The organism is Streptomyces rimosus subsp. rimosus, from assembly GCF_000720725.1.
GTDB lineage: Bacteria > Actinomycetota > Actinomycetes > Streptomycetales > Streptomycetaceae > Streptomyces > Streptomyces rimosus_A.
In genome coordinates, this window is the sequence record NZ_JOCQ01000136.1 from 1 (window position 1) to 20,566 (window position 20,566).

Here is a 20,566-nt window from a genome sequence, read left to right on the forward strand (position 1 = left end):
GCGGGGCGGCGGGCCGCGCCCGTGGTCAGCGGGTGGGGGCGCGGGGCGAGTGGCGGTGGGCGAGCGCTTCGTAGGAGGCGGACAGGGCGGGTGCGGCGGTCTCGTACGTACGCTGTGCCACCCCGACGAACAGGCAGTCCACGACCAGCAGTTGGCTCGTCCGGGAGGACATGGCGGCGGGGCGCAGCTCGCTCTCGCGGGCGGTGGACGTGGTGAGGATGTGGTCGGCGTACGAGGCGATGTCGCCGTCCGGGCGGCCGGTGATCGCGATGGTCGTCGCGCCGTGGTCGAAGGCCACCCGCAGCGGCTCTATGACGTCGGTCGTGCGCCCGGAATGGGTGATCGCCATGGCCACGTCACCGGCGCGCATCTGGACCGCGTTCGTCACGGCCAGGTGCGGGTCGGAGTGGGCGTGCGCGATCAGGCCGATCCGCAGCAGCTTCTGGACCAGGTCCTGGCCGACGAGGTTGGAGGCGCCTATGCCGTACACGTCGATGCGCCGGGCGGCGGCCAGCGCGCCGACCGCCGCCTCCAGCTGCGTCAGGTCCAGCCCGGCCGCGGTGTCGGCCAGGCACTGCTGCTCCTCCTGGGCCAGCTTGGCGACCACGTCCGGGAGCGCGTCGTCGACCGCTATGTCGGCGGTGACGGCGGGCGCGCGGCCGGTGGCCTGCTGGGCGGCGAGGGCGGCCAGCGCGAGCCGCAGGTCGCGGTAGCCGGGGTAGCCGAGCAGGCGCGAGGTGCGCACGACGGTGGCCTCGCTGGTGCCCGTACGCGCCGCCAGGCCCGTGACGGTGAGCGCGGCGCAGCCGGCCGGGTCGCTCGCGACCGCCTCCGCGACCCGCTGCATGGAGCGGGTCATGGACGGCGCGAGGGTCCGCACCTTGGCGGCCAGGGCCGCGGGGGCGGGCGGGCTCGGCGCGGGCCGGACCGCGGCACCGGAGTCCTTGAAAGTTTCCTTCACATCGGGGCGCACAGCTGAAAAGTAATTTCACGGCCGGTCCGCGTCAATACCCCGCCGCGGGCCTGTGGACAGCTCCGGTACGGGCCTGTGGACAGTCGGAGCGGCAGCCGGGGCGGTTGTCGGTGGTGCGGGAGAGAATGGGGGGCATGGAGCTCGAACAGGCACTGCACGCGGCCCGTGCCCTGGTCCTCGCGGACCTGGTGGCGGGCGAGGTCGCCGACGCGGAGATCGTCTCGCTGGTCGAGGATTCCGTGACCCACCGCCGATGGTGGGTCGAGCAGTGGCCCGAGGGCGCCGCGTTCGTGGCCGGGCTGATAGCGCAGGACGTCCAGGACGCGCTGCTGGAGCGGTACGGCCGCTGGCCCCTGTGCCCGGTGTGCCTGCACGGCGGCGACCCCCACGCGCTGGACGTGGAGCCGGAGTTGGGGCCCGACCCGCACTGGGTCTGCCCCAAGACAGCCGTATCGGTGGCGCGGGTCGGCTCGCTGGGCGCCGCCTCGGGAGGCTGACATGGCGCTCTACATCGACCCGCCGACCTGGCCGGGCCACGGCCGCATGTGGTCCCACCTGGTCAGCGACGCCTCGTTCGAGGAACTGCACGCATTCGCGGAGCGCATCGGCTGCCCGCGCAAGGCCTTCGACCGCGATCACTACGACATACCGGCGGAGCGGTACGACGACGCGGTGCGCGCGGGCGCCGCGGAGATCGGCAGCAAGGAGTTGGTCCACCGGCTCCGCACGGCGGGCCTGCGCAGGCCGAAGAGCCGGGAGGCGAGCCGGTAGGGGCGGGGCCTGCCCGCAGGCAGGCCCCTGGGGTCAGACCCGGTCCGCCGCCTCGGCCGGCGCGCGCCGCGCGTCCTCCGAGGACGCCACCAGGCGGGAGGCGCTGCGCGTACGGTGCAGCCGCAGGGCCATGACCGTGACGCCGACGCCCAGCGCCGCGAGCAGCGCGCCTGTCCACGCGACCGCCGGGTAGCCCCAGCCCGCGCCGATGACCAGCCCGCCGAGCCACGGCCCGATGGTGTTGCCCAGGTTGAAGGCGGAGGTGGTGGTCGCCCCGGCCAGCGTCGGCGCCGCGTGCGCCACGTTGAACATCCGGGCGTTCAGGGCCGGCGCGGTGGCGAAGGCGGTCACGCCGAGCAGCAGCGAGAGTGTGACGGCGGCGACGGGGCTGTGCGCGGTCAGGGCCAGCAGCGCCAGTACGGTCGCCGAGGAGCCGATGCCCCCGAGGATCGTCCCGAACGGGTAGGCGTCCGCGAAGCGCCCGCCGACGAACGTACCGATCAGCGCGCCCACGCCGAACAGCGCCAGCACGGTCGGCACGCTGCCCTCGGACAGCCCGGCGGTGTCGGTCAGCAGCGGCGCCAGGTAGGAGAACAGCGCGAAGACCGCCGCGCCGTTCAGCGCGGTGCCGACCAGCGCCAGCCAGACCTGCTTGTCCCGGTAGATGCTCAGTTCGCGGCGGAGCACGGGACGCTCGTCACCGGTCGGCACGGCCGTACGGGGCACCAGCGCGATCACGCCGGCCAGGCCGATCGCCGACAGGACCGCCACGGCCCAGAACGCCGACCGCCAGCCCGCGTGCTGGCCCAGCAGCGCGCCCGCCGGGACGCCCGCGATGTTGGCGATGCTCAGCCCGCCGACCATCACGGCCATCGCCCGGGCCCGCGCCGTGACCGGCACCAGCGACACCGCGACGGCCGCGCCGACCGCCCAGAACCCGGCGCAGGCCAGCGCGCTCACCACCCGCGAGACGAACAGCACGCCGTACGACGGCGCCACCGCACCCGCGACCTGTCCGAGCCCGAAGACCGTGAGCAGCCCGATCAGCGTGGTGCGGCGCGGCAGTTGGAGGGTGGCCCCGGCGAGCACCGGCGCGCCGACCACCATGCCGATCGCGAAGGCGGAGACCAGCAGTCCGGCCTGCGGAATGGACACCCCCATGTCGCGGGCCAGCGGCTGGAGGATGCCCGAGAGCATGAATTCGCTGGTGCCGAGGGCGAAGACGGAGAGCCCGAGGACGTAGACGGCCAGGGGCATGCGGGTGCGGGTGGGGGCAGGGGTGGGAGCGGGATGGTCTGGCATGTCACGCACGAACACTGGCGACGCACCTGACATTCCCGTCCGGGCCGTAAACCACGTAACGGTACCGCCCGGTCCCGGACCGGTGGCCGGGTCGCGTCTCCCCGGCGTTTGCCCGTCCGGGCCGCGGGTACCCCGGCGGCTCCGCCCGGCCCGCGAAACGAGGAGGTCCCATGCGGTCGGTGCTCAGTGGCGTACTCACGGGGATCGGCACGGCTGCGTTCATCGACGAGACGGTGTTCCACCAGCTGCTGCACTGGCATCACTTCTACGACAAGTCCACCACGGACGTCGGTCTGGTCTCCGACGGGCTGTTCCACGCGGGCAGCTGGCTCGCGATGGTGGCCGGTCTGGTCCTGTACGCGGATGTGCGGCGCCGCGGGACGCTGGTGCCCCGGAAGTGGTGGAGCGGGCTGTGCCTGGGGCTGGGCGGCTTCCAGCTCTACGACGGCACGTTCCAGCACAAGGGCCTCGGCATCCACCAGATCCGGTACGGCGTGGACCTGGCGCCGTACGACTGGACGTGGAACGGGATCGCCGTACTCCTTCTGGTGGCCGGCGCGCTGCTGCTCGTGCGCGCCTCCCGTAGGCCACCACGCGCCGCCTCGCGTACGGAACCGCGCACCCCGTCCCGCACCCGATGACATCCGCCCTCCCCGCGCCCTTCACCGTGGCCGTCACCACCGCCACCGTCCTCGGCTGCCTCGCCTATCTGGCCGCCGCGGCCCGGCTGCGGACCCGCGGCGACGCCTGGCCGTACGGGCGCGACGCGCTGTTCTGCGCGGGCGGCGCGGTGCTGGTGGCGGGCGTCTCGGAGCCCTGGGGCGCCGCGCCACCGTTCACCGCGCACATGCTCACGCACCTGTGCGTCGGCATGCTCGCCCCGCTGCTCCTGGTGCTCGGCCGCCCACTGACGCTGCTCCTGCGCACCGCGCCCGTAACGCTGCGCCGCGGCCTGGTGACGCTGACCCGCTCGCGCTGGGCGACGGCTCCGGCGCTGCCGCCGGTGGCCGCCCTGCTCGACTTCGGCGGGCTGTGGCTGCTCTACCGCACCCCACTGCTGTCCGTCAGCCACCACAGCCCCTGGCTGAACACGCTCGTGCACGTCCACATCCTGCTCGCCGGGCTCCTGTTCTCCTTCGGACTGCTGGCCCTGGACCCCGTACGCCACCGCCCCGGATACGGACTGCGGGCCGCCGTACTGCTGACCGCGGGTACGGCCCACGCCGTCCTCGCCAAGTCCCTGTACGCGGCGGGCCCGCCCGGCACCTCCTTCGGCGCGGCCGACCTGCACCTGGCGTCCCAGGTCATGTACTACGGCGGCGACGCGGTCGAGCTGGCGCTGGCGGCCGTCGTGGCGTACCAGTGGTACCGGTCCGAAGGGCGCGCCCTGCGCCGCGCGGGGCGCGCGCGGCACAGCGGCGCCACCGCCGCCGCTACCCGACCGTGAGCAGCTCCAGCTCGGTGGTCAGATTGCGCCGCGCCACCCGCTCCCACTGCTGCTTGCCGTACGGCGTACGGAAGAGATGCTCCATGTCCAGGAGCCGCCGCAGGACGTCCGCACGCCCGGCGCGGAACTCCCGGTCCGGAACGAACACGTACTCCTCGCGGACGGCGGCGGCGTAGGCCGCGTACTGCTCGGGCGCGCCCGCCAGGACCGCCAGGTCGGCGTCGCACAGGGCCGCGCCGTTGTGGTCGTCCGGGCCCGGGTCGTGGCTCGCGGTGAGGCGGACCAGCCGGGCCACCTCGGCCGTACAGGCGTCGCCGATGCCCAGCTCCGGCAGGGCGCGCTCGGCGAGCGCCGCGCTGCGCTCCTCGTTCTCGGAGCGCTCGGGCCGGTAGACGGCGTCGTGGAACCACGCGGCCAGCCGGACGGTGTCCCAGTCCACGGGGACCCCGGCGTCCAGGTCCGTCGCGTGTACCGCCAGCTCGTCGACGCGGTCCAGGACCGCGATGAGGTGGTCGGTGGTGTGATACCGGCGCTGCGGCTCCGACCAGCGGGAGAGCAGGTTGTCCGCGTACGGGGCCGGATCCGGGGCCGCGGAACCGCTGCCGCCCCGCGCCCCGGCGACGGCGCCGGCCCAGCGGTGGTGCAGGTCCGGGAACGGGTCGGCGCCGCCACCGAAGTGGGTGTGCGCCGAACCGGACGGAGGTGTCGTGCGAGCCATACGGGCCATTGTGCCCGGGGGGCGGGTCAAGAGGGGGTTTCCGGTCGAGTAGCGGGGCGTTGTGGACCACGGGGGCGGGTCGGCCCGTACTCTGGATATTGGACTAGACCTGTCGTCCTCTCGCTGTCCGTGTCGGCATCCCGTCTCGTCCTGCTGAAGTCGTCACGTGAAGTCGTCACGTCGAAGGAATGGGGACCCATGACCAAGCGCGCACTCCTGGAGGTGATCGCGCTCGACGCCGCGGACGCGGTGGCCGCCGAGGCCGGCGGCGCCGACCGCCTCGAACTTGTCAGCGACATGGCCGCCGACGGCCTCACCCCGTCGCCGCGGACCGTCGCGGCGGTCCGGGCGGCCGTCGACATCCCGGTGCGGGTGATGCTGCGGGCCGCCGACGGGTTCGCGGCCGGCGAGGTGGACGCGCTGTGCGCGTCGGCCGCCGCGCTGCGGGCCGAGGGCGCGGAGGAGTTCGTCTTCGGCTTCCTCGACGCGGACGGGCGGCCCGACCTGGCGGCCGTCCGCGCACTGGCCGGGGCCGTCGAGGGCTGCCGGTGGACCTTCCACCGGGCCATCGACCGCGCCGCCGACCGCGCCGCGCTGCGCAAGGAACTGGCCGGGCTGCCCGGCCTGGACACGTACCTGACGGCGGGCTCGCCCGCGGGCGTCGCCGACGGCCTGCCCACCCTGCTGGCCGAGCGCGCCCGTACGGCGGACGGCGAGCCCGGCTACGAGCCGCGGCTCCTGGTCGGCGGCGGCCTGGTGCTCGCCCACCTCCCGGAACTCCAGGCGGCCGGCGTGGACGCCTTCCACATCGGCGGCGCGGCCCGCCCGTCCGGCTGGGCGGCGCCGGTGGACGCGGCGGCGGTGGCGGAGTGGCGGGGGGCTTTGGAGGGGGTGCCGGTTTAAGGGGGGCCGGTTTGCGGGTGCCGGTTCGCGGGGTTCCTTCGGGGTGGGCCCGTACGGTACGGGACTGTTCCCGTACCGTACGGACCCCGCTCACCCCAGCCGCTCCGGCAGCCCCGCCGCATGCACCACCGTCAGCCCGGACACCGCCCGGGTCAGGCAGACGTACAGGCGGCGCAGGCCGGTGCGCTCGTCCGGTTCGCCGTCGACGATCGCGGCGGGCTCGTCGAGCACGACGTAGTCGTATTCGAGGCCCTTGGCGAGCGTCGCGGGGACCAGGGTCAGCCGGGCCTCCGCGGAGGTCTCCTCGCCGGGGGCCAGAACAGCCAGGTCCGCCGCCTCCAGTGCCGCGCGCAGCGCCGGCAGCCGGGCCTCGGCCGCGATCAGGCCGATCGATCCTTCCTTGGCCAGTGCCTCGTGGCAGGCGGCGACGGCCGCCCCGTCCAGCTCCGCCGCCGGCACCTGCCGGATCGCGAAGTCGCCCGCCGACTCGCGGATGGAGGTGGCCTCGGTCAGCTCCGGGGCGATCGCGGGCAGCAGCCGCGAGGCGTACGCGATCACCTCGCGCGGCACCCGGAAGCCCAGCGTCAGCTCCTCGATCCGCGCGTCCGGCTTGCCCAGATGGGCCAGCGCCTCCTCCCACGTGTCGGTGGACCACGGCGTGGTGCCCTGCGCGATGTCGCCCAGGACCGTCGCCGAACCCGTCGTACAGCGCCGCCCCACCGCCCGGTACTGCATCGGCGACAGATCCTGCGCCTCGTCCAGCACCACATGCCCCAGGGAGTGCGTACGGGAGACCAGGTCCGCCGCCTCGTCGATCAGCACCGCGTCCGCCGCCGACCACTTGGCGCTCTTCACACTGCGGGCCGGCTTCGCCCACAGAATCGTCTTCTGCTCCTCCGGCGTCAGGACGCCCGCCGCCTGCTCGGCCAGGAACTCCGCGTCGCCCAGCAGCCGCAGCACCAGCTTGGCCGGGTCGACCGGCGGCCAGACCTCCTTGACCACGGCCTTGACCGCCGCGTTGCGCGCCACCGCGTCCTGCACCCGGTCGTCCGGCGCCTCGCCCGCCTGTTCCATCCGTACGAGGACCGCGTGCGCGATCCGCTGCGGCAGGGCCTCGCGGGCCGCGCCGTACCGGATGTCGCGGCGCAGCAGCTCGTCGACGATCTCCTCGATCTCGTACGCGGGCACCCGCCAGCGCCGCGAACCGCGCACCACCACACACGCCTCGTCCGGCTTGCGCACGTGCGACCACACCGCCCGCCGCAGCACCTCCGCGAGCCGCGCGTCCCCCTTGACCGTCGCCGCTGCCGCGTCGTCCGCGCCCCGTACCTCGACGTGCGCCACCAGGTCGTCGACCGTGGCCTGCTTGACCTCCAGCTCGCCCAGCGCGGGCAGCACCTGCTCGATGTAGTGCAGGAACGAGCGGTTCGGGCCGATGACGAGCGTGCCGGAGCGGGCCAGCCGCTCGCGGTGCGCGTACAGCAGATACGCGACGCGGTGCAGGCCCACCGCGGTCTTGCCGGTGCCCGGCGCCCCTTGCACGCACACCGTGCCGCCGAGCCCGGCGCGAACAATCTCGTCCTGCTCCGGCTGGATCGTCGCGACGATGTCGCGCATCGGGCCCACACGCGGCCGTTCGATCTCGGACTGGAGCAGCTTGCTGTGCTGTTCCGCCTCCGCCGGGTCGGTCAGGTGCTCGTCCTCGTACGCGGTCAGCTGCCCGCCCGTGTAACCGAAGCGGCGGCGCAGCGCGAGGTCCATCGGGTCCTTCTTCGAGGCCCGGTAGAACGGCTGGGAGACCGGCGCGCGCCAGTCGATGACCATCGGGTCGCCGTCGGCGTCGTGGACGTGCCGGCGGCCGATGTAGAAACTCTCGCCCGCCGCGCCCTCGGCCACGTCCACGCCCGGCGCGTGCAGGTAGTCGAGGCGGCCGAAGAAGAGCGGGGTGCCGGTCAGGTCGGCGAGCGCCTTGATCCGGGCCTCCACCTCGCCCTGGAGCACCTCGGCGTTGACCCAGTTCGCGGTGACGTCCGCGATGTTGAGCGCCTCGGCGTCCTGGCGCATGGCGCGCAGCGCCGCCCGGGAGGCGGCGAGGTGGGCGCGCTCGCGCTCCAGGGGGTTTTGCTGGTCGGGCGCGTGGTCGTGGGCGGGCGCGCGGTCATGGGCGTGCGTGGGCACGGTGTTGCCTCCGGCGGGTCCGGCTACGTACGGGCCTGACGGCGGACGTAGCCCTGGGCGTGACGTGTGCGGCTGCGTGACACGGGAAGCCGGCCGGTTTCCGTGCGGCCGGTGGCGCTCCGCTGAGGGAGGCGGGAAGACCGGCGATTGTAGCCAGCAGGTTTCCGGGGCGCCAACGGATTTCCGGCGGTGGGCGTCGTGCTGAGGGCCGGGCAGCCGACGTACGTGCCGCCCCCGGCCTTTCCACCCGCCCACCCCTGATCCTTCGGCCCGGCGGCCTCCATCTCCCGTAGGGGACGGCATGGCACCAGGGACTGACCAAAGGCCGGTCGGGGATGGGCCCGTGGGCCGATGTGCGGCGCCGCCGGGGAAACCATGATGGAGGACATGAGCAGCGCAACCATCACCCCAGGCCCCCTGCACCCGACCCACGGCGCCACCGCCCTCGGCCAGGACGCCGCCGACCGCGCGCCGGGCTCCCACGAGCAGCGCCACATGGTCGGCAACGTCTTCCGCGCGGTGAAGGTCTTCGCCGCCGCCGCGGTCAGCGTCGTCCTCCTCGGGGAGTACGCGGACGACTGACCCGCCGCCCGCGGCCGCCCGATCGCCCACAGCCGATCCGCCTTCCGCAGCCGTCCGATTGCCGACAGCCGTCCTGCCGCCTTCCGCAGCCGTCCGATTGCCGGCAGCCGACCCGCTTTCCGGCCCCGGCCAACCACCGGCCAACCACCCGCCGCCCACCATCCCGGCCCTCGTCCGACTCCGTTTCGCAACCGGATGACCGGAAACCGTTACAAACAGTCGGTCTCGATCGACTAGCGTCACCGCAGACAGCGTGCGTTCGGCGACGAGGAGGGGCCAAACAAGTGTCTGCCGCCGAGGGGACGCGATCGGTACCGCACAGTCGGCCGTGGGTGCGCCTCTTCACGCGCCCCGACAGGAAAACGCTCGCCGCCCTACTGCTGCTGGTGGTGTCCGCGGGCGCGCTGGCCGTCGTGTTCCGGCTGGTCTCGCTGTCCATGTCGGACATAGCGGTCTACCGCGCCGAAGGTGAGGCCGCGGCGAGCGGCGGAGATCTGTACGGCTTCACCGTCACCGAGTGGAAGCTGCCCGCGACCTATCCGCCCTTCGCCGCCCTGCTGTTCATCCCGACGACCTGGCTCCCGCTCGGCGCTCTCAAGGTCGTCTCCGTCCTCGTCAACGCGGCCCTCATCCCGGTGCTGCTGCACCTGTCGTACAAGGCCGCGTACACCACCGGCACCGCCGGCCCCCGGGGCACGGCCCGGCTGAGCGCCGCGCGGACGCTGCCGGCCGTACTCGCCGCGACCGCGCTCGCCATCTGGCTCGAACCGGTCTTCCAGACCATCGTGTTCGGGCAGATCAACCTCGCTCTTACCTGCCTTGTCCTGTGGGACCTGGCCCGCCCGGACGGCGCCCGCCTCAAGGGCTTCGCCATCGGCATCGCGACCGGCGTCAAGCTCACCCCCGCCGTCTTCGCCGTCTACCTGCTGATCACCGGCCGGGTGCGCGCCGCCTGCACCGCCTTCGCCGGGTTCGCGGTTTCCGTCCTGCTCGGGCTGCTGGTGCTGCCGGACGCGAGCGTGGAGTTCTGGACGCGGCGGATGTTCGAGACCGGCCGCGTCGGCAAGGCGTGGATCGTCGACAACCAGTCCCTGCAGGGCCTGCTGACCCGGGTCCTGCACACCCCGGAGCCGGGCCTGCTGTGGGCGGTCCTGGCGCTGGCGACCGGCATGGCCGGGCTCTTCGTCGCCCGCCGGGTGTACCTGCGGCGCGGCCTGGACTCCTGGGGCGTGCTGTGCACCGCCGTGACGGCGCTGCTCGTCTCGCCGATCAGCTGGTCCCACCACTGGGTGTGGTGCGTGCCGCTGCTGGTCGCCCTCGGGGCGCACACCCACGGCGTACGGTGGCGGCGCGTCCTGATCGCGGCCGTGGCGCTCGCCTTCACGGCCCGCACGATGTGGGTGGTCCCGCACCAGGGCGACCTCGACCTGAAGCTGCCCTGGTGGCAGCAGCCGCTGGCGGCCCCGTACCCGCTCCTGGGGCTGGCGCTGCTGGCGGCGGTCGCCTGGTGGAGCCGCCGTACCCCGGCGGGACCGCCCACCACCCTGGCCCGCCGCCCCTTCCCGCTGCCGCGCGGGCCGCGCGGCAGCCGCCCGGCCCGCGAACTGAGCACCCGCATCCCCGAACGCTGATACGCGGCCGGCCCGCTCGGGCCCTACCAGCTGTCGGGGCGCGACCGCCCTACCCCTCCGCCAGCAACTCCGTGGCGTCCACGATCCGGTACGCGTACCCCTGCTCCGCCAGGAAGCGCTGCCGGTGCGCCGCGAAGTCCTGGTCGACGGTGTCGCGGGCGACGACCGAGTAGAAGCGCGCCTCGTGCCCGTCCGCCTTGGGCCGCAGCACCCGCCCCAGCCGCTGCGCCTCCTCCTGCCGGGACCCGAACGTGCCCGACACCTGGATCGCGACGGTCGCCTCCGGCAGGTCGATCGAGAAGTTCGCGACCTTGGAGACCACCAGCACGGAGATCTCGCCCTCCCGGAACGCGTCGAAGAGCTTCTCGCGCTGCGCGTTCGTGGTCTCCCCCTTGATCACCGGCGCGCCCAGGTGCTCACCCAGCTCGTCGAGCTGGTCGATGTACTGCCCGATGACCAGGGTCTGCTCGCCCTTGTGCCGCCGCACCAGCGCCTCGGTCACGCTCTGCTTGCTGGCCGTCGTCGCGCAGTACCGGTACTTCTCCTCCGGCTCGGCCGTCGCGTACGTCAGCCGCTCCGACTCGGTCAGACTGACCCGCACCTCGACACAGTCCGCCGGCGCGATGTACCCCTGCGCCTCGATCTCCTTCCACGGCGCGTCGAAACGCTTCGGCCCGATCAGCGAGAAGACGTCCGACTCGCGCCCGTCCTCCCGGACGAGTGTCGCGGTCAGCCCCAGCCGCCGCCGCGCCTGGAGATCGGCCGTGAACTTGAAGACCGGCGCGGGCAGCAGGTGCACCTCGTCGTAGACGATCAGCCCCCAGTCCCGCGAATCGAACAGCTCCAGGTGCGGGTAGACGCCCTTCCGCTTGGTCGTCAGCACCTGGTACGTGGCGATGGTGACCGGCCGGATCTCCTTCTTCGTACCGCTGTACTCGCCGATCTCGTCCTCGGTCAGCGAGGTCCGCTTGACCAGCTCGTGCTTCCACTGCCGCGCCGAGACCGTGTTGGTGACCAGGATCAGCGTGGTCGCCTTGGCCTGCGCCATCGCCCCGGCCCCCACCAGCGTCTTCCCCGCACCACAGGGCAGCACGACGACACCCGACCCGCCGTGCCAGAACCCCTCCACGGCCTGCCGCTGGTACGGCCGCAAGGCCCACCCGTTCTCGTCCAGCTCGATCGGATGCGCCTCACCGTCCACATACCCGGCCAGGTCCTCCGCCGGCCAGCCCAGCTTGAGCAGCGTCTGCTTGATCTGCCCGCGCTCGGACGGATGCACCACCACCGTGTCCGGATCCAGCCGCGCCCCCACCAGCGGCTGCACCTTCTTCGACCGCAGGACCTCCTCCAGCACCGGCCGGTCGGTGGTGCTCAGCACCAGCCCGTGCGCCGGGTGCTTGGTCAGCGTCAGCCGCCCGTACCGCGACATGGTCTCGGCGATGTCCACCAGCAGCGCGTGCGGCACCGGATAGCGCGAGAACTGCACCAGCGCGTCCACGACCTGCTCGGCGTCGTGCCCCGCGGCCCGCGCGTTCCACAGCCCGAGCGGCGTCACCCGGTACGTGTGCATGTGCTCCGGCGCCCGCTCCAGCTCCGCGAACGGCGCGATCGCCCGCCGGCACGCCTCCGCCTGCTCGTGGTCGACTTCCAGCAGCAGCGTCTTGTCGCTCTGGACGATGAGAGGTCCGTTCACGCGCCTCGCCTTTCGCGTCACCTGCGCCGGGCCGGCCGCCTTCCCGGCCCCGGCACCCGGCCGTACGTACGGCCAAACGTCCAGTGTGCCTCATGCGCGAGCGATCACATCCGGCTCTCGACGGGGCGCAAGCCGGCTCCGGTCCGCCTTCGCACCCGGTCGGCGAGACCGAGTGTCTTGGCGGACCGCTCGCTGTCACCGAACTGGTGAAACAGCTCGGCCGCGAGCTCCAGATTCTCCAGCGCCTCTGTGTTGCAGCCCTGTCGGAGAAGCGTGCGCGAGAGATGCGTCAGCTCGGTGGCCAGACTGTGATCGTCCTTGCCCTCGAGGAAGGCTTCCATGGCGAGGGTGTGCAGCCGTACAGCCTTGTGCCATTTTCCTTGCTCTCGGCGGGCCTGGGCCATGTTGCCCAAGGTCATTGCCTCATTACGGCGGTCTTTGAGGCGACGGAAGATGTCCAATGCCTCTTGCTGTGCCGTGAGAGCCGCTTCAAATTCTCCGGCAGCAGTCAGCGTGCCGGCGAAGTTGGACAGCTCGACTGCCCTCTCATGTGGAATCATCAAACCGTCAGTAATGGCGAGCGCGCGTTTGTGCAGTGCCATGGCGTGCTCAACCTTTCCGTGGTTACGTGTCACTGTGGCGAGACTGCCTAGCGCCTGGGCATATCCCCGCAGGTTTCCCTGTTTCCGGAAGACCTTCGTGGCCTTGCGGAGGGCTCGGGAGGCTTCCTCCGTACGGCCCAGTTCATTCAGCGTCTCACCAATATTGCTTAGTGCGCGTGCCACTCCGTCCTGATCGCCGGCGCGTTTGGACAGCTTCGAGGCTTCTGTATGCGCTGCCACGGCCCGCGAGAACTTGCGCTGGTCATGGAGCGAGAGCCCGAGGTTGTTCAACGCGTCGGCCAGAGCATGGTTCTTCTTCAGCGATTTACAGATCTTGATGGCCCGGCGGTGAGCGCGAACGGATTTGCGTAGTTTGCGCATATCCCGAAGCACCACGCCGAGGGAGCTCAGCAAGGCCGCCTCACGGATCCCGTCCCCGCGCCTTCGGCTCGATCGGATACCCACGGTCAGTACGCGCCTGGCATCCTCGGGATAGCGCATCACCATAAGGAACTTCGATACGGGAACCGCCAACGCCACGCACATTAAGTCGTCGCCAACCTCGTGAACGCAGATGGCAGCCGCGGCCAAGGCGCGCCGCTCGGACTCCAACCACTGCAGTGCCGCGGTCCGACCAGGGAAGGAGGAATTCTCTGCGGGGTGCCGTATCGCAGGAGCGAGAAGCGTTTCGCACGCCAGCGTCGTCTTCTCGTGGAAATGGACGAGCAGACGTACGAGGCCTTCGCTCCAGGAGTCGTTGCATGACCGGAGCTGCTCCCAGGAGTAAAGGCGTACGAGACTGTGTTGCTGCCAGCGGCCGTATGGTTCCCGTGGTTCGACCAGATGTCGACGGGCCAGGTCCTGCAGCAGCCTTTCGGTTTCCTTGGCGCTCTCGCCGTACAAATGGGCCAGGGACTCGGTTGAGAAATCCGGCCCGGGAAGCAGGGAAATTAGCCGGAAGACCTTGGCCTGGTCTTCGGTGAGCCTTCGGTAGGACAGTTCGAAGGCTGCTGTCACGGCGCGCTTCTCCCGGCTCAGCACGGAGAGCCTGGAATGCGCATCATCAAGGTCCTGGCAAAGGCGGGACAGGGGCCGGGTGGGTACGTCCACGAGCAGGGACGCCAGGATGCGCAGGGCCAAGGGCAGACCGCCGCACAGGGCAACGAGCCGGTCGGCTTCGCCGGTTTCGGCCGTCACCCGTGTGTCTTCGGGGCGAGCCGTGTGAACGGCGCTGCCCAGCAACTCCCGGCCCTCGTCGGCAGGCAGCTCGCGCAAGTTCAGCGTCAAGGCGTCCAGTTCCGCGACAGAGTGCCGTGAGGACAAGAGGGTGATCGTGGTCCCGTCACTCGGCAGGAGAAGACGGATTTTGTCGGTGGCCGGTACGTCATCCAGGACGACCAGAATCCTTTTTCCGGCAGCGGCCAGCGTGCTGAGCGCGGAACGGTAGACGTGCGCGCGTTCCTCGGCTCGGGGAGGAATGTGTTCCGGTGGAATGCCCAGTGCCCGCAGGAGGGTACCGAGCGCCCGCTTCGGTGACACCTTGCGCTTCGCGTCGTAGCCGTGCAGATCGACGAACAAGACTCCACCCGGGAACCAGTTCTCTTCCTTGAGTGCTCGGTGGGCGGCCTGCAGCACAAGTTCGGTTTTTCCCGTCCCGGTGAGGCCGGAGACGGCCACGGTGCCGGCCGTCTCAGCGGGCGCTGCCGGTGCCAGGGCCGTCAGAATCTTTTCCAGCTGGCTGTGGCGACCCACGAAGGTCGCCGACTGCCGGGGGAGCCCGGCGAGCGCGGGGTCCGGGCGGTCCGGGAACGTCACCTTGACGGTCTGCCCTTGGATGACGGTGCTGAAGAAAACTCCCCCGCTGATGTGGTTCTCGGTTCTTCCGGTCATTTTCCGGCCTGTCGGTGGCGAGCAACCGCCCTGCTGTATGCGAGCACCTCAGCGGTGGTGAACATACTCCTGTTTTCCTCCGTGACCACGTATCCGACCTCGCGCCAGGCGCGCAGGAACGCGGGGTCGATGCCCATATCTGTCGCGCGCTCGGCCATATCCAGCATCAGGCCGTCGAAATGTTCCCTCGTGAGCTGGGTGGGCTCGTCGGCGTCAGGGTCGAAGAACAATGGCTCTTCCGGCTCTGGATCACGGCCGAATTTTTTCCTGAACGCTTGCAGTTGGCCTTCCAGGCACTCCTGCAACTCCTGGCCACGTGCGGTGTCAGCCGAACATCGGATCACGGAGCTGCCGTCCGCGTTCCAGATACGTTCGATGGGGCGGTCCGGGCTCTGGTGCATGGCTGATGAGCGACCGGACTTCTTACGGACCTTGTCCAGTACGGTCCTGCGCACGGCTTCACGTCGCTCGGCCCATTGCTCCTCCGGCTCCTCCTGCGTGTCGACCGTGCCGTCGACGCTGTCCGTCTCATCGAGACCGGCGTCATCCGTCTGAATGGCGGAGCTCAGACGCATTCTGGCGTGCATGCCCGCCCAGTCCAGTAGATCCGGGGTGATCACATACTCAAGTGTGGTCACCTCGGAGACGCCCAGTTCAAAGGCCAGTCGCGGCAGGGCGAGACCAGGAGAGCTGGACCACAGCAAGGCGTCCGACGGTATCGGCTCGGTGAATGCGGGCACGGCGAAGAGACGCTCGAGTGTATCGGCGACGGACATACCCAGCTGTGGGGCGACAAGGAGAATGTCGAGCACCGGTATCAGCGCCGACGACTCGTCCACGGAGAGAGCCCACGCGTGGGCGTGTGGAATCAAGTTCTCGACAGGCTCGCCGGGCTTGGACATGAGCGCCGCGTACAGGGCCGGCAACAGCATTACGGATTCCTCTTCCACCGGCCACCCGGCGTCGTGGAACCGGCGCAGCCCGTCGCGGAGCACGGCCTGAGGCGTGCCGTCGGTCGGCCACCCCTCGTCTGTCTCTTCCCAGAACCGTCTGACCTGTTTCTTCGCGCCCGCCGGCGGGTCGGGAAGACGTAGTTCCGGGGAGGGACCAACAACCCCGCGACAGGTCTGAAGGGCGACTTCGGGCAGCAGTCGCCGAGGCAGGCGACGCTGGTCGAGACCGGCCGCCTCGAGCCGGCCGGTGAGCGCCAGCATCAGCTCCCCGTCATCCACCGGCCTCCCCAGTTCCTCGCTTGCAGAGATGGCCTCACGTACGAAACGCTGGACGCCCTTTTCGTGCACCGTGCCTCGTATGAGGCGAAGCCACGCGTCACGTGCGTTGGCGAATCCCAATTCGTCACCAAATTCCTGCGGCCACATCATCCCCAGGAACAGCGCGTCCAACGGGTCGATTTCCTGGTACCAGTGCGGCTCGGTCCCCTCCTTCTGGGCGTATCCCAGCACCCCATAACCAACCGCGTAGGCACCGGCCAGGCTGGTTTTCCCCGATGTGTTCAAGCGCAGCAGGCGATTGAACGCCGCTTCGCCGAGTGTTTGCGGACCATCATCGTCCATGACTTTGCCGGAGGCGGCCGAGGCCGTCTTCCGTGCCCGCTGCTCCTGCTTCTTCCTTGATGCTTTGCCCACTTCACCCTCCCCAAGGACAAGAATTGCGCATTACCTTGCGTGCGGCCACGGCTTTCCGGAAAATCTTGTCAAGCAGACGCCGTGTCAGTTCCGGCGCATGGCTGTCAGTACGGGCCGACCCGGCCTCGATGCCGACGGTGCGGTACTCCTTGCGCCCCCTCGTACGATGGCCGGTGCCTGCTCCAGCAAGAAGGGACCCCGTGAGCGACGATCCGACCCGTGAAACCGGCGCGGACACGGCCGACGGCCAGGGCCCCAAGCGCGTGCGTGCCGATGTGCGGCGCAACCTGGATGCGCTGCTCGCGGCGGCCGGGGAGGTCTTCGCGACCTCGGGGGTGGACGCGCCCGTGCGGCAGATCACCGCGCGGGCGGGGGTGGGGGCCGGGACGCTCTACCGGCACTTTCCGCAGCGTTCGGATCTCATCGCGGCGGTTTTCCGGCATGAGGTGGACGCCTGTGCCGACGCTGCCTCCGACCTCGCGGCGCAGTACGCGCCGGCCGAGGCGCTCTCCCAGTGGTTGCAGCGCTTCACGGCCTTCATCGCCACCAAGCGCGGGCTCAGCGCCGCCCTGCACTCCGGGGACCCGGCCTACGACACCTTGCCCGCGTATTTCGATCAGCGCTTCATGCCGGTCCTCGGCGGGCTCATCGACGCCGCGGTGAGCGCCGGGGAGATCCGTCCCGACGTCGATCCCGAGGATCTGCTGACCGCCACGCGCAATCTGACCCTGCCCGCACAGGAGGACGACAGCGGCCATACGCGGCGGATGGTGGCGTTGCTGGTGGATGGGCTGCGGTATGGCGCCGGGGGCGGAAGGGCAGCTGGATGAGCGACCTCGGGCGGCTCAGGACGCCGTCTCGTCGGCCAGTTCCGCCACGCCCGTGATGCGGTGCAGGGGGAAGGTGCGGACCTCGTCGGCGGTGTGGTCGTAGGCGGTGACGAAGCCGCCCTCGACGCGGACCGGGGCGATCACGCGCTGGCTCGCGGCGCCGTCGGCGTTGACGTAGCCGATCCACAGGGCGGCGTTGGTCAGGACGGCGGCCTGCATGGTGGCCAGGGTCTCGGCCGAGGTGGTGCGGGGGAGGCCGCCGGGGGCCGGGGCGGCGGGGGCGCTCACCGGCTTGCGTTCGGCGGTGGCGGCCAGGTCGCCGGCGCGGATGGCGCGGACCGCCGCTTCGAGGAGGGTGCCGGCGGGCTCGGGCGGGCCCTCGGGGACCGGGACGGGCGCGGTGCGCGGCGGGGTGCGGTAGGCGTCCGGGCGGGCGATGAGGACGTCACCCTCGGCGGACTCGGCGGCGGGGGCGTAGCCCATCGCGCGCAGGACTTCCAGGAGCTGGTCGGGCGGGACGGCCGAGGCCAGCACGGTCGGGGCGAGGCGGCGCAGGCGCAGGGCGACGGCGCGGCGGTCGGCGAGGATCTCCGCGAGCAGCGCGTCGTCGTCGCAGCGTACGTACGCCGAGGCCGCGCCGACGCGGAGCCGGCCGTGGCGCCGCGCCACGTCGTCGATGAGGTAGGCGAGCGGCTGCGGCACCGGGGTGCGGGAATGGGTGGCGAGGAAGGTCTGCAGCTCGGCCGCGGACCGGCCGGCATCCAGGGCACGGCGTACGGAGGCGGGGGTGAAGCGGTAGACGGTGGCGCCGCCCTTGGACTCGACATCGGCGAGGACGCCCAGCGCGTCGGCCAGCGGACGCTCCAGCGGGCCGGGCGCCACGGCGGTCAGGTCGGCCTGGAGGAGGACGTGGTCGAGGGGCTCGGGGAGGAGGGGGGCGAGGAGGGCGGCGGCCCGGGCTGCCCGTGCGGACCGTAGGGCCTGTACGGCCGCGGGGTCGGTCGCGTCAGCGGGCTTGGGGTCGGCGAGCTTGGTGCCGGAGAGCTTGGTGTTCGCGGACTTGGGGGCCGCGGACTCGGTGCCCAGGAGGGCGCGCGCATGGGTGGCGAGGGCGCCGCGGCCGGTGATGCCGAGGAGTTCGGCCTCGGCGAGGGTCCAGCGGGCGAGGCGGGAGCGCAGGTCGTCGGTAGCCGGCCCGCCTGTGCCGTTCAACGCTCCCGCGTTGCTCGCCGTGCTCGCGTTGCGGGCCGCGTTGCTGTCGGAGGGGGAGGCCGCGGAGGCCGGGCGGCGGCCGCCTGCCTGTGGGCCGCTGTTCTGCGCGCCGCCCGGTTCCCCGGCAGGAGCGCCCGCCCCGCGCAGTGGCCGCTCCCAGCGGAGCCGGTCCAGGACGACGTCGGCCGGTACGGAGGTGCCGGGGGCCAGTGACGCGAGCAGGGTGAGCGTACGGCGGCGTACCTCGGGGGCCGGGGACCGGTCGAGGTTCGGGCCGAGCGCGGACAGGGTGCGGCCCTTGGGATCGGCGCTGCCGACCAGTCCGGCCGTACGGGTCGCCGCGAGCCAGGCCGAGGCCAGCCGCGCCCAGCGTTCCTCGGCGGGCAGCTGCCGCCAGTCCTCGGCGGCGGGCGTGGGCGCGTACCGCTCGTCGGCCTCGCCGTCGGATGCCAGCAGCCCGGCGGCATAGGCGAGTTCGAGCCAGAACGCGGCGAGCTGTTCGGTGCAGTCCAGGGCGGCGGCGGTCCGCTTGAGGTCCCGTACGCTCAGCCCGCCCGCCCGCAGTACGCCCGGCCCGCCGAGGTCCCACTCCTTGAGCAGTTCCTCGACGGTGGCCAGGGCGGTGAACGCCTGGCCCGCGGCGGCGCTGTCCACAAGCTGTGGATCGCGTTCGGTGGCGGGCGCGAGGGCGGGCGGCAGCGGCTCGGGCGCGCGGTGCGCGCGCCCCGCGCGCAGGTGCAGGGCGGCCTCACGGGGAAGGACGACGTTGCGCGGTCCGGCGGGCAGCAGCACGCCCCGGTCGAGCAGCCATTGCAGGTGAGCGGCGGGCCGGTCGGTGACGGCGCCGTACGGCGGGCCCCAGACCAGCCGGTCCAGGACGCCGTGCGCCTCCGCGGGGGCTTCGGCGAGCAGCGCGGCCATCCGCGTACGGTCCTCGAACAGCGAGGTCAGGGCGGCTACGGCGGTCACCGGGTCGTGGGTCGTGGGCAGCCCGGCGGCGGCCAGGATCTCTTGGAGGCGGCCGGGCGACATGCCGGACGTGGCCTCGGCGACGGTCGGCCCGAGGCCGGTGGGGGAGGGGTGCGCGGGTCCGGGCGCGAGGAGTTCGCGGGCCGTACGGACCAGGCGCAGCCGGTCGTCACCGCCCCAGACCAGCGCTTGTTCGCGCAGGGTCGATACGGCGCGGGGGAGCTCGGTGGTGATGGCGGCGAGGGTGTCGGAGGGCAGGCCGGCGCTCGTTCCTGCCCCGTCGGCCCCGTCGGCCCCGTCGGCCCCGTCGGCCCCGTCGGCCCCGTCGGCCCCGTCGGCTCCGTTCGCCTCGTCCGTACCGCCGCCTCCGTCCGCCCCCGCGTCCCCCGCCATCAGGCCGAGCAGCGTCTCGTACGGACACGGGTCCGGGGCCACCGCCAGCGCCTCGGCGGTCTGCAGCGCGAAACGGTCCAGGCGCTCCACGGCCCGCACGACGGAGGCGCGGGTACCGGCACGGGTGGCGAGCTGGGTCAGGTCGCCGGGGACCGGGTTGAGGAGGTCGGGACGGGCCCGCAGCAGGTCGGCGAGCCCGCTGTCCGGGCGGGTGCGGAGCTCTTCGGCGAGCGTGCGGGGTGTTTCACTCATCCGCTACACGGTAGCGGGGGCCGCTGACGTTGTCGGGTGCAGCGCCGTGCCGCCACCCGGCGCGGCGCTGTGCCGCCTCCGCCGGAGGGGCGATCGGCGGTACCGTCTCCGGAGGAACCGGGCTGTGCCACAGGGGATTTCGTGGGGATCGAGAGCGACCAGCTGGTCTTTGACTATCTGAGCCGGGTCGGTGATCTGGCCCAGCAGCGCGGGCTGTCCTCCGGGGCGCGGATGCGCCTGGTGGCCGAGCTGCGGGCCCAGGTGGACGCGGCGAAACCGGACACGGTGCCGGGCGTCAGACGCGTGCTGTCCCGGCTCGGTACGCCCGAGGCGGTGGTGGAGGCGGCGGGCGGCAGCGGACCGCCGCCCCCGCCGGGGCCGTCGGGCGCGGCGGAACCGCAGCCGCGTCCCGGCCTGCGCGACAAACTGGGCGGCGCGGCCCGCCGCTTCGGCGCAGGCGGTACGGGGGATACGGGCGGTACGGGCAGTACGGGTGGTGCAGGCGGTACGGCTGGTACGGGCGGTACGACTGGTACGAACGGTATCGATACCCCCGGCGCTCAGAGCCCCACCC

General features: G+C 72.1%; 16 protein-coding genes and 1 pseudogene. 9 read left to right on the top strand and 8 right to left on the bottom strand.

What is annotated here, in order from left to right; translation table 11 throughout:
* Positions 1–25 precede the first annotated feature (25 nt).
* On the bottom strand, positions 26–973 hold the full coding sequence (locus IH45_RS0138645; RefSeq protein ID WP_030680256.1) for a MurR/RpiR family transcriptional regulator: 948 nt from the start codon (positions 971–973) through the stop codon (positions 26–28).
* Positions 974–1,107: 134 nt separating this feature from the next.
* Between IH45_RS0138645 and IH45_RS0138650 the strand changes: the two genes are divergently transcribed.
* Both IH45_RS0138650 and IH45_RS0138655 read left to right on the top strand, forming a co-directional pair.
* Entirely contained in the window at positions 1,108–1,470 is a 363-nt protein-coding gene (locus tag IH45_RS0138650) for a hypothetical protein (RefSeq protein WP_199810771.1), read from the top strand.
* Position 1,471: 1 nt separating this feature from the next.
* Entirely contained in the window at positions 1,472–1,744 is a 273-nt protein-coding gene (locus IH45_RS0138655) for a DUF4031 domain-containing protein (protein WP_030680268.1), read from the top strand.
* Between the two features lie 33 nt (positions 1,745–1,777).
* On the opposite strand, the gene IH45_RS0138660 is transcribed toward IH45_RS0138655, so the two are convergent.
* Entirely contained in the window at positions 1,778–3,046 is a 1,269-nt protein-coding gene (locus IH45_RS0138660; protein WP_032919184.1) for a Cmx/CmrA family chloramphenicol efflux MFS transporter, read from the bottom strand.
* Between the two features lie 170 nt (positions 3,047–3,216).
* Between IH45_RS0138660 and IH45_RS0138665 the strand changes: the two genes are divergently transcribed.
* A complete protein-coding gene (locus IH45_RS0138665) occupies positions 3,217–3,687 on the top strand; it encodes a DUF2243 domain-containing protein (protein ID WP_032919181.1) in 471 nt (156 codons plus the stop codon).
* Positions 3,684–4,493, top strand: coding sequence for a cytochrome c oxidase assembly protein (locus IH45_RS0138670; RefSeq protein WP_030680287.1), 810 nt, complete (start codon positions 3,684–3,686; stop codon positions 4,491–4,493). Before IH45_RS0138665 ends, IH45_RS0138670 begins: the two co-directional genes overlap by 4 nt.
* Here the strand turns inward: IH45_RS0138670 and IH45_RS0138675 are convergent.
* Positions 4,480–5,211, bottom strand: coding sequence for an HD domain-containing protein (locus tag IH45_RS0138675; RefSeq protein WP_234440840.1), 732 nt, complete (start codon positions 5,209–5,211; stop codon positions 4,480–4,482). The genes IH45_RS0138670 and IH45_RS0138675 overlap by 14 nt on opposite strands.
* A 198-nt stretch (positions 5,212–5,409) precedes the next feature.
* Between IH45_RS0138675 and IH45_RS0138680 the strand changes: the two genes are divergently transcribed.
* Positions 5,410–6,114, top strand: a complete 705-nt coding sequence (locus tag IH45_RS0138680; RefSeq protein WP_030680293.1) for a copper homeostasis protein CutC — start codon at positions 5,410–5,412, stop codon at positions 6,112–6,114.
* 90 nt (positions 6,115–6,204) lie between these two features.
* On the opposite strand, the gene IH45_RS0138685 is transcribed toward IH45_RS0138680, so the two are convergent.
* The gene (locus tag IH45_RS0138685) at positions 6,205–8,292 is read right to left on the bottom strand and encodes a HelD family protein (RefSeq protein WP_030680294.1); all 2,088 of its coding nucleotides are present in this window, start codon (positions 8,290–8,292) and stop codon (positions 6,205–6,207) included.
* A gap of 387 nt (positions 8,293–8,679) precedes the next feature.
* Here IH45_RS0138685 and IH45_RS0138690 point away from each other — a divergent pair, with 387 nt between their 5' ends.
* Together IH45_RS0138690 and IH45_RS0138695 are read left to right on the top strand one after the other, a co-directional pair.
* The gene (locus IH45_RS0138690) at positions 8,680–8,874 is read left to right on the top strand and encodes a hypothetical protein (protein ID WP_030680297.1); all 195 of its coding nucleotides are present in this window, start codon (positions 8,680–8,682) and stop codon (positions 8,872–8,874) included.
* Between the two features lie 332 nt (positions 8,875–9,206).
* The gene (locus tag IH45_RS0138695) at positions 9,207–10,505 is read left to right on the top strand and encodes a glycosyltransferase 87 family protein (protein WP_050515486.1); all 1,299 of its coding nucleotides are present in this window, start codon (positions 9,207–9,209) and stop codon (positions 10,503–10,505) included.
* Positions 10,506–10,554: 49 nt separating this feature from the next.
* Here the strand turns inward: IH45_RS0138695 and IH45_RS0138700 are convergent, their stop codons facing one another.
* The 3 genes from IH45_RS0138700 to IH45_RS1000000145660 all read right to left on the bottom strand — a co-directional run bounded on the left by IH45_RS0138700 (position 10,555) and on the right by IH45_RS1000000145660 (position 16,336).
* On the bottom strand, positions 10,555–12,198 hold the full coding sequence (locus tag IH45_RS0138700) for a DNA repair helicase XPB (protein WP_030680310.1): 1,644 nt from the start codon (positions 12,196–12,198) through the stop codon (positions 10,555–10,557).
* A 104-nt stretch (positions 12,199–12,302) separates the two neighbouring features.
* Positions 12,303–14,690, bottom strand: a complete 2,388-nt coding sequence (locus IH45_RS0138705) for a tetratricopeptide repeat protein (RefSeq protein WP_050515487.1) — start codon at positions 14,688–14,690, stop codon at positions 12,303–12,305.
* Complete coding sequence (locus tag IH45_RS1000000145660) at positions 14,687–16,336, bottom strand: hypothetical protein (RefSeq protein WP_158813407.1); 1,650 nt, start codon at positions 16,334–16,336, stop codon at positions 14,687–14,689. The genes IH45_RS0138705 and IH45_RS1000000145660 overlap by 4 nt, the downstream gene beginning before the upstream one ends.
* A gap of 200 nt (positions 16,337–16,536) precedes the next feature.
* On the opposite strand from IH45_RS1000000145660, the gene IH45_RS0138715 reads away from it, so the two are divergent.
* Positions 16,537–17,166 (top strand): TetR/AcrR family transcriptional regulator, encoded by a 630-nt coding sequence (locus IH45_RS0138715; RefSeq protein WP_030680319.1) that lies wholly within the window; start codon positions 16,537–16,539, stop codon positions 17,164–17,166.
* Between the two features lie 15 nt (positions 17,167–17,181).
* Here IH45_RS0138715 and IH45_RS0138720 read toward each other — a convergent pair whose 3' ends face one another.
* Positions 17,182–19,992, bottom strand: coding sequence for a helicase C-terminal domain-containing protein (locus IH45_RS0138720; RefSeq protein WP_030680321.1), 2,811 nt, complete (start codon positions 19,990–19,992; stop codon positions 17,182–17,184).
* Between the two features lie 141 nt (positions 19,993–20,133).
* On the opposite strand from IH45_RS0138720, the pseudogene IH45_RS1000000150415 reads away from it, so the two are divergent.
* Positions 20,134–20,566, top strand: a pseudogene (locus IH45_RS1000000150415) (hypothetical protein); the annotation flags it as partial.

Excerpts from the sequence above, each read along its gene's own strand:
- IH45_RS0138650 (WP_199810771.1), top strand. The coding sequence starts at position 1,108 with ATGGAGCTCGAACAGGCACTGCACGCGGCCCGTGCCCTGGTCCTCGCG.
- IH45_RS0138655 (WP_030680268.1), top strand. The coding sequence starts at position 1,472 with ATGGCGCTCTACATCGACCCGCCGACCTGGCCGGGCCACGGCCGCATG.
- IH45_RS0138660 (WP_032919184.1), bottom strand. The coding sequence starts at position 3,046 with ATGCCAGACCATCCCGCTCCCACCCCTGCCCCCACCCGCACCCGCATG.
- IH45_RS0138665 (WP_032919181.1), top strand. The coding sequence starts at position 3,217 with ATGCGGTCGGTGCTCAGTGGCGTACTCACGGGGATCGGCACGGCTGCG.
- IH45_RS0138670 (WP_030680287.1), top strand. The coding sequence starts at position 3,684 with ATGACATCCGCCCTCCCCGCGCCCTTCACCGTGGCCGTCACCACCGCC.
- IH45_RS0138675 (WP_234440840.1), bottom strand. The coding sequence starts at position 5,211 with ATGGCTCGCACGACACCTCCGTCCGGTTCGGCGCACACCCACTTCGGT.
- IH45_RS0138680 (WP_030680293.1), top strand. The coding sequence starts at position 5,410 with ATGACCAAGCGCGCACTCCTGGAGGTGATCGCGCTCGACGCCGCGGAC.
- IH45_RS0138690 (WP_030680297.1), top strand. The coding sequence starts at position 8,680 with ATGAGCAGCGCAACCATCACCCCAGGCCCCCTGCACCCGACCCACGGC.
- IH45_RS0138705 (WP_050515487.1), bottom strand. The coding sequence starts at position 14,690 with ATGACCGGAAGAACCGAGAACCACATCAGCGGGGGAGTTTTCTTCAGC.
- IH45_RS0138720 (WP_030680321.1), bottom strand. The coding sequence starts at position 19,992 with ATGAGTGAAACACCCCGCACGCTCGCCGAAGAGCTCCGCACCCGCCCG.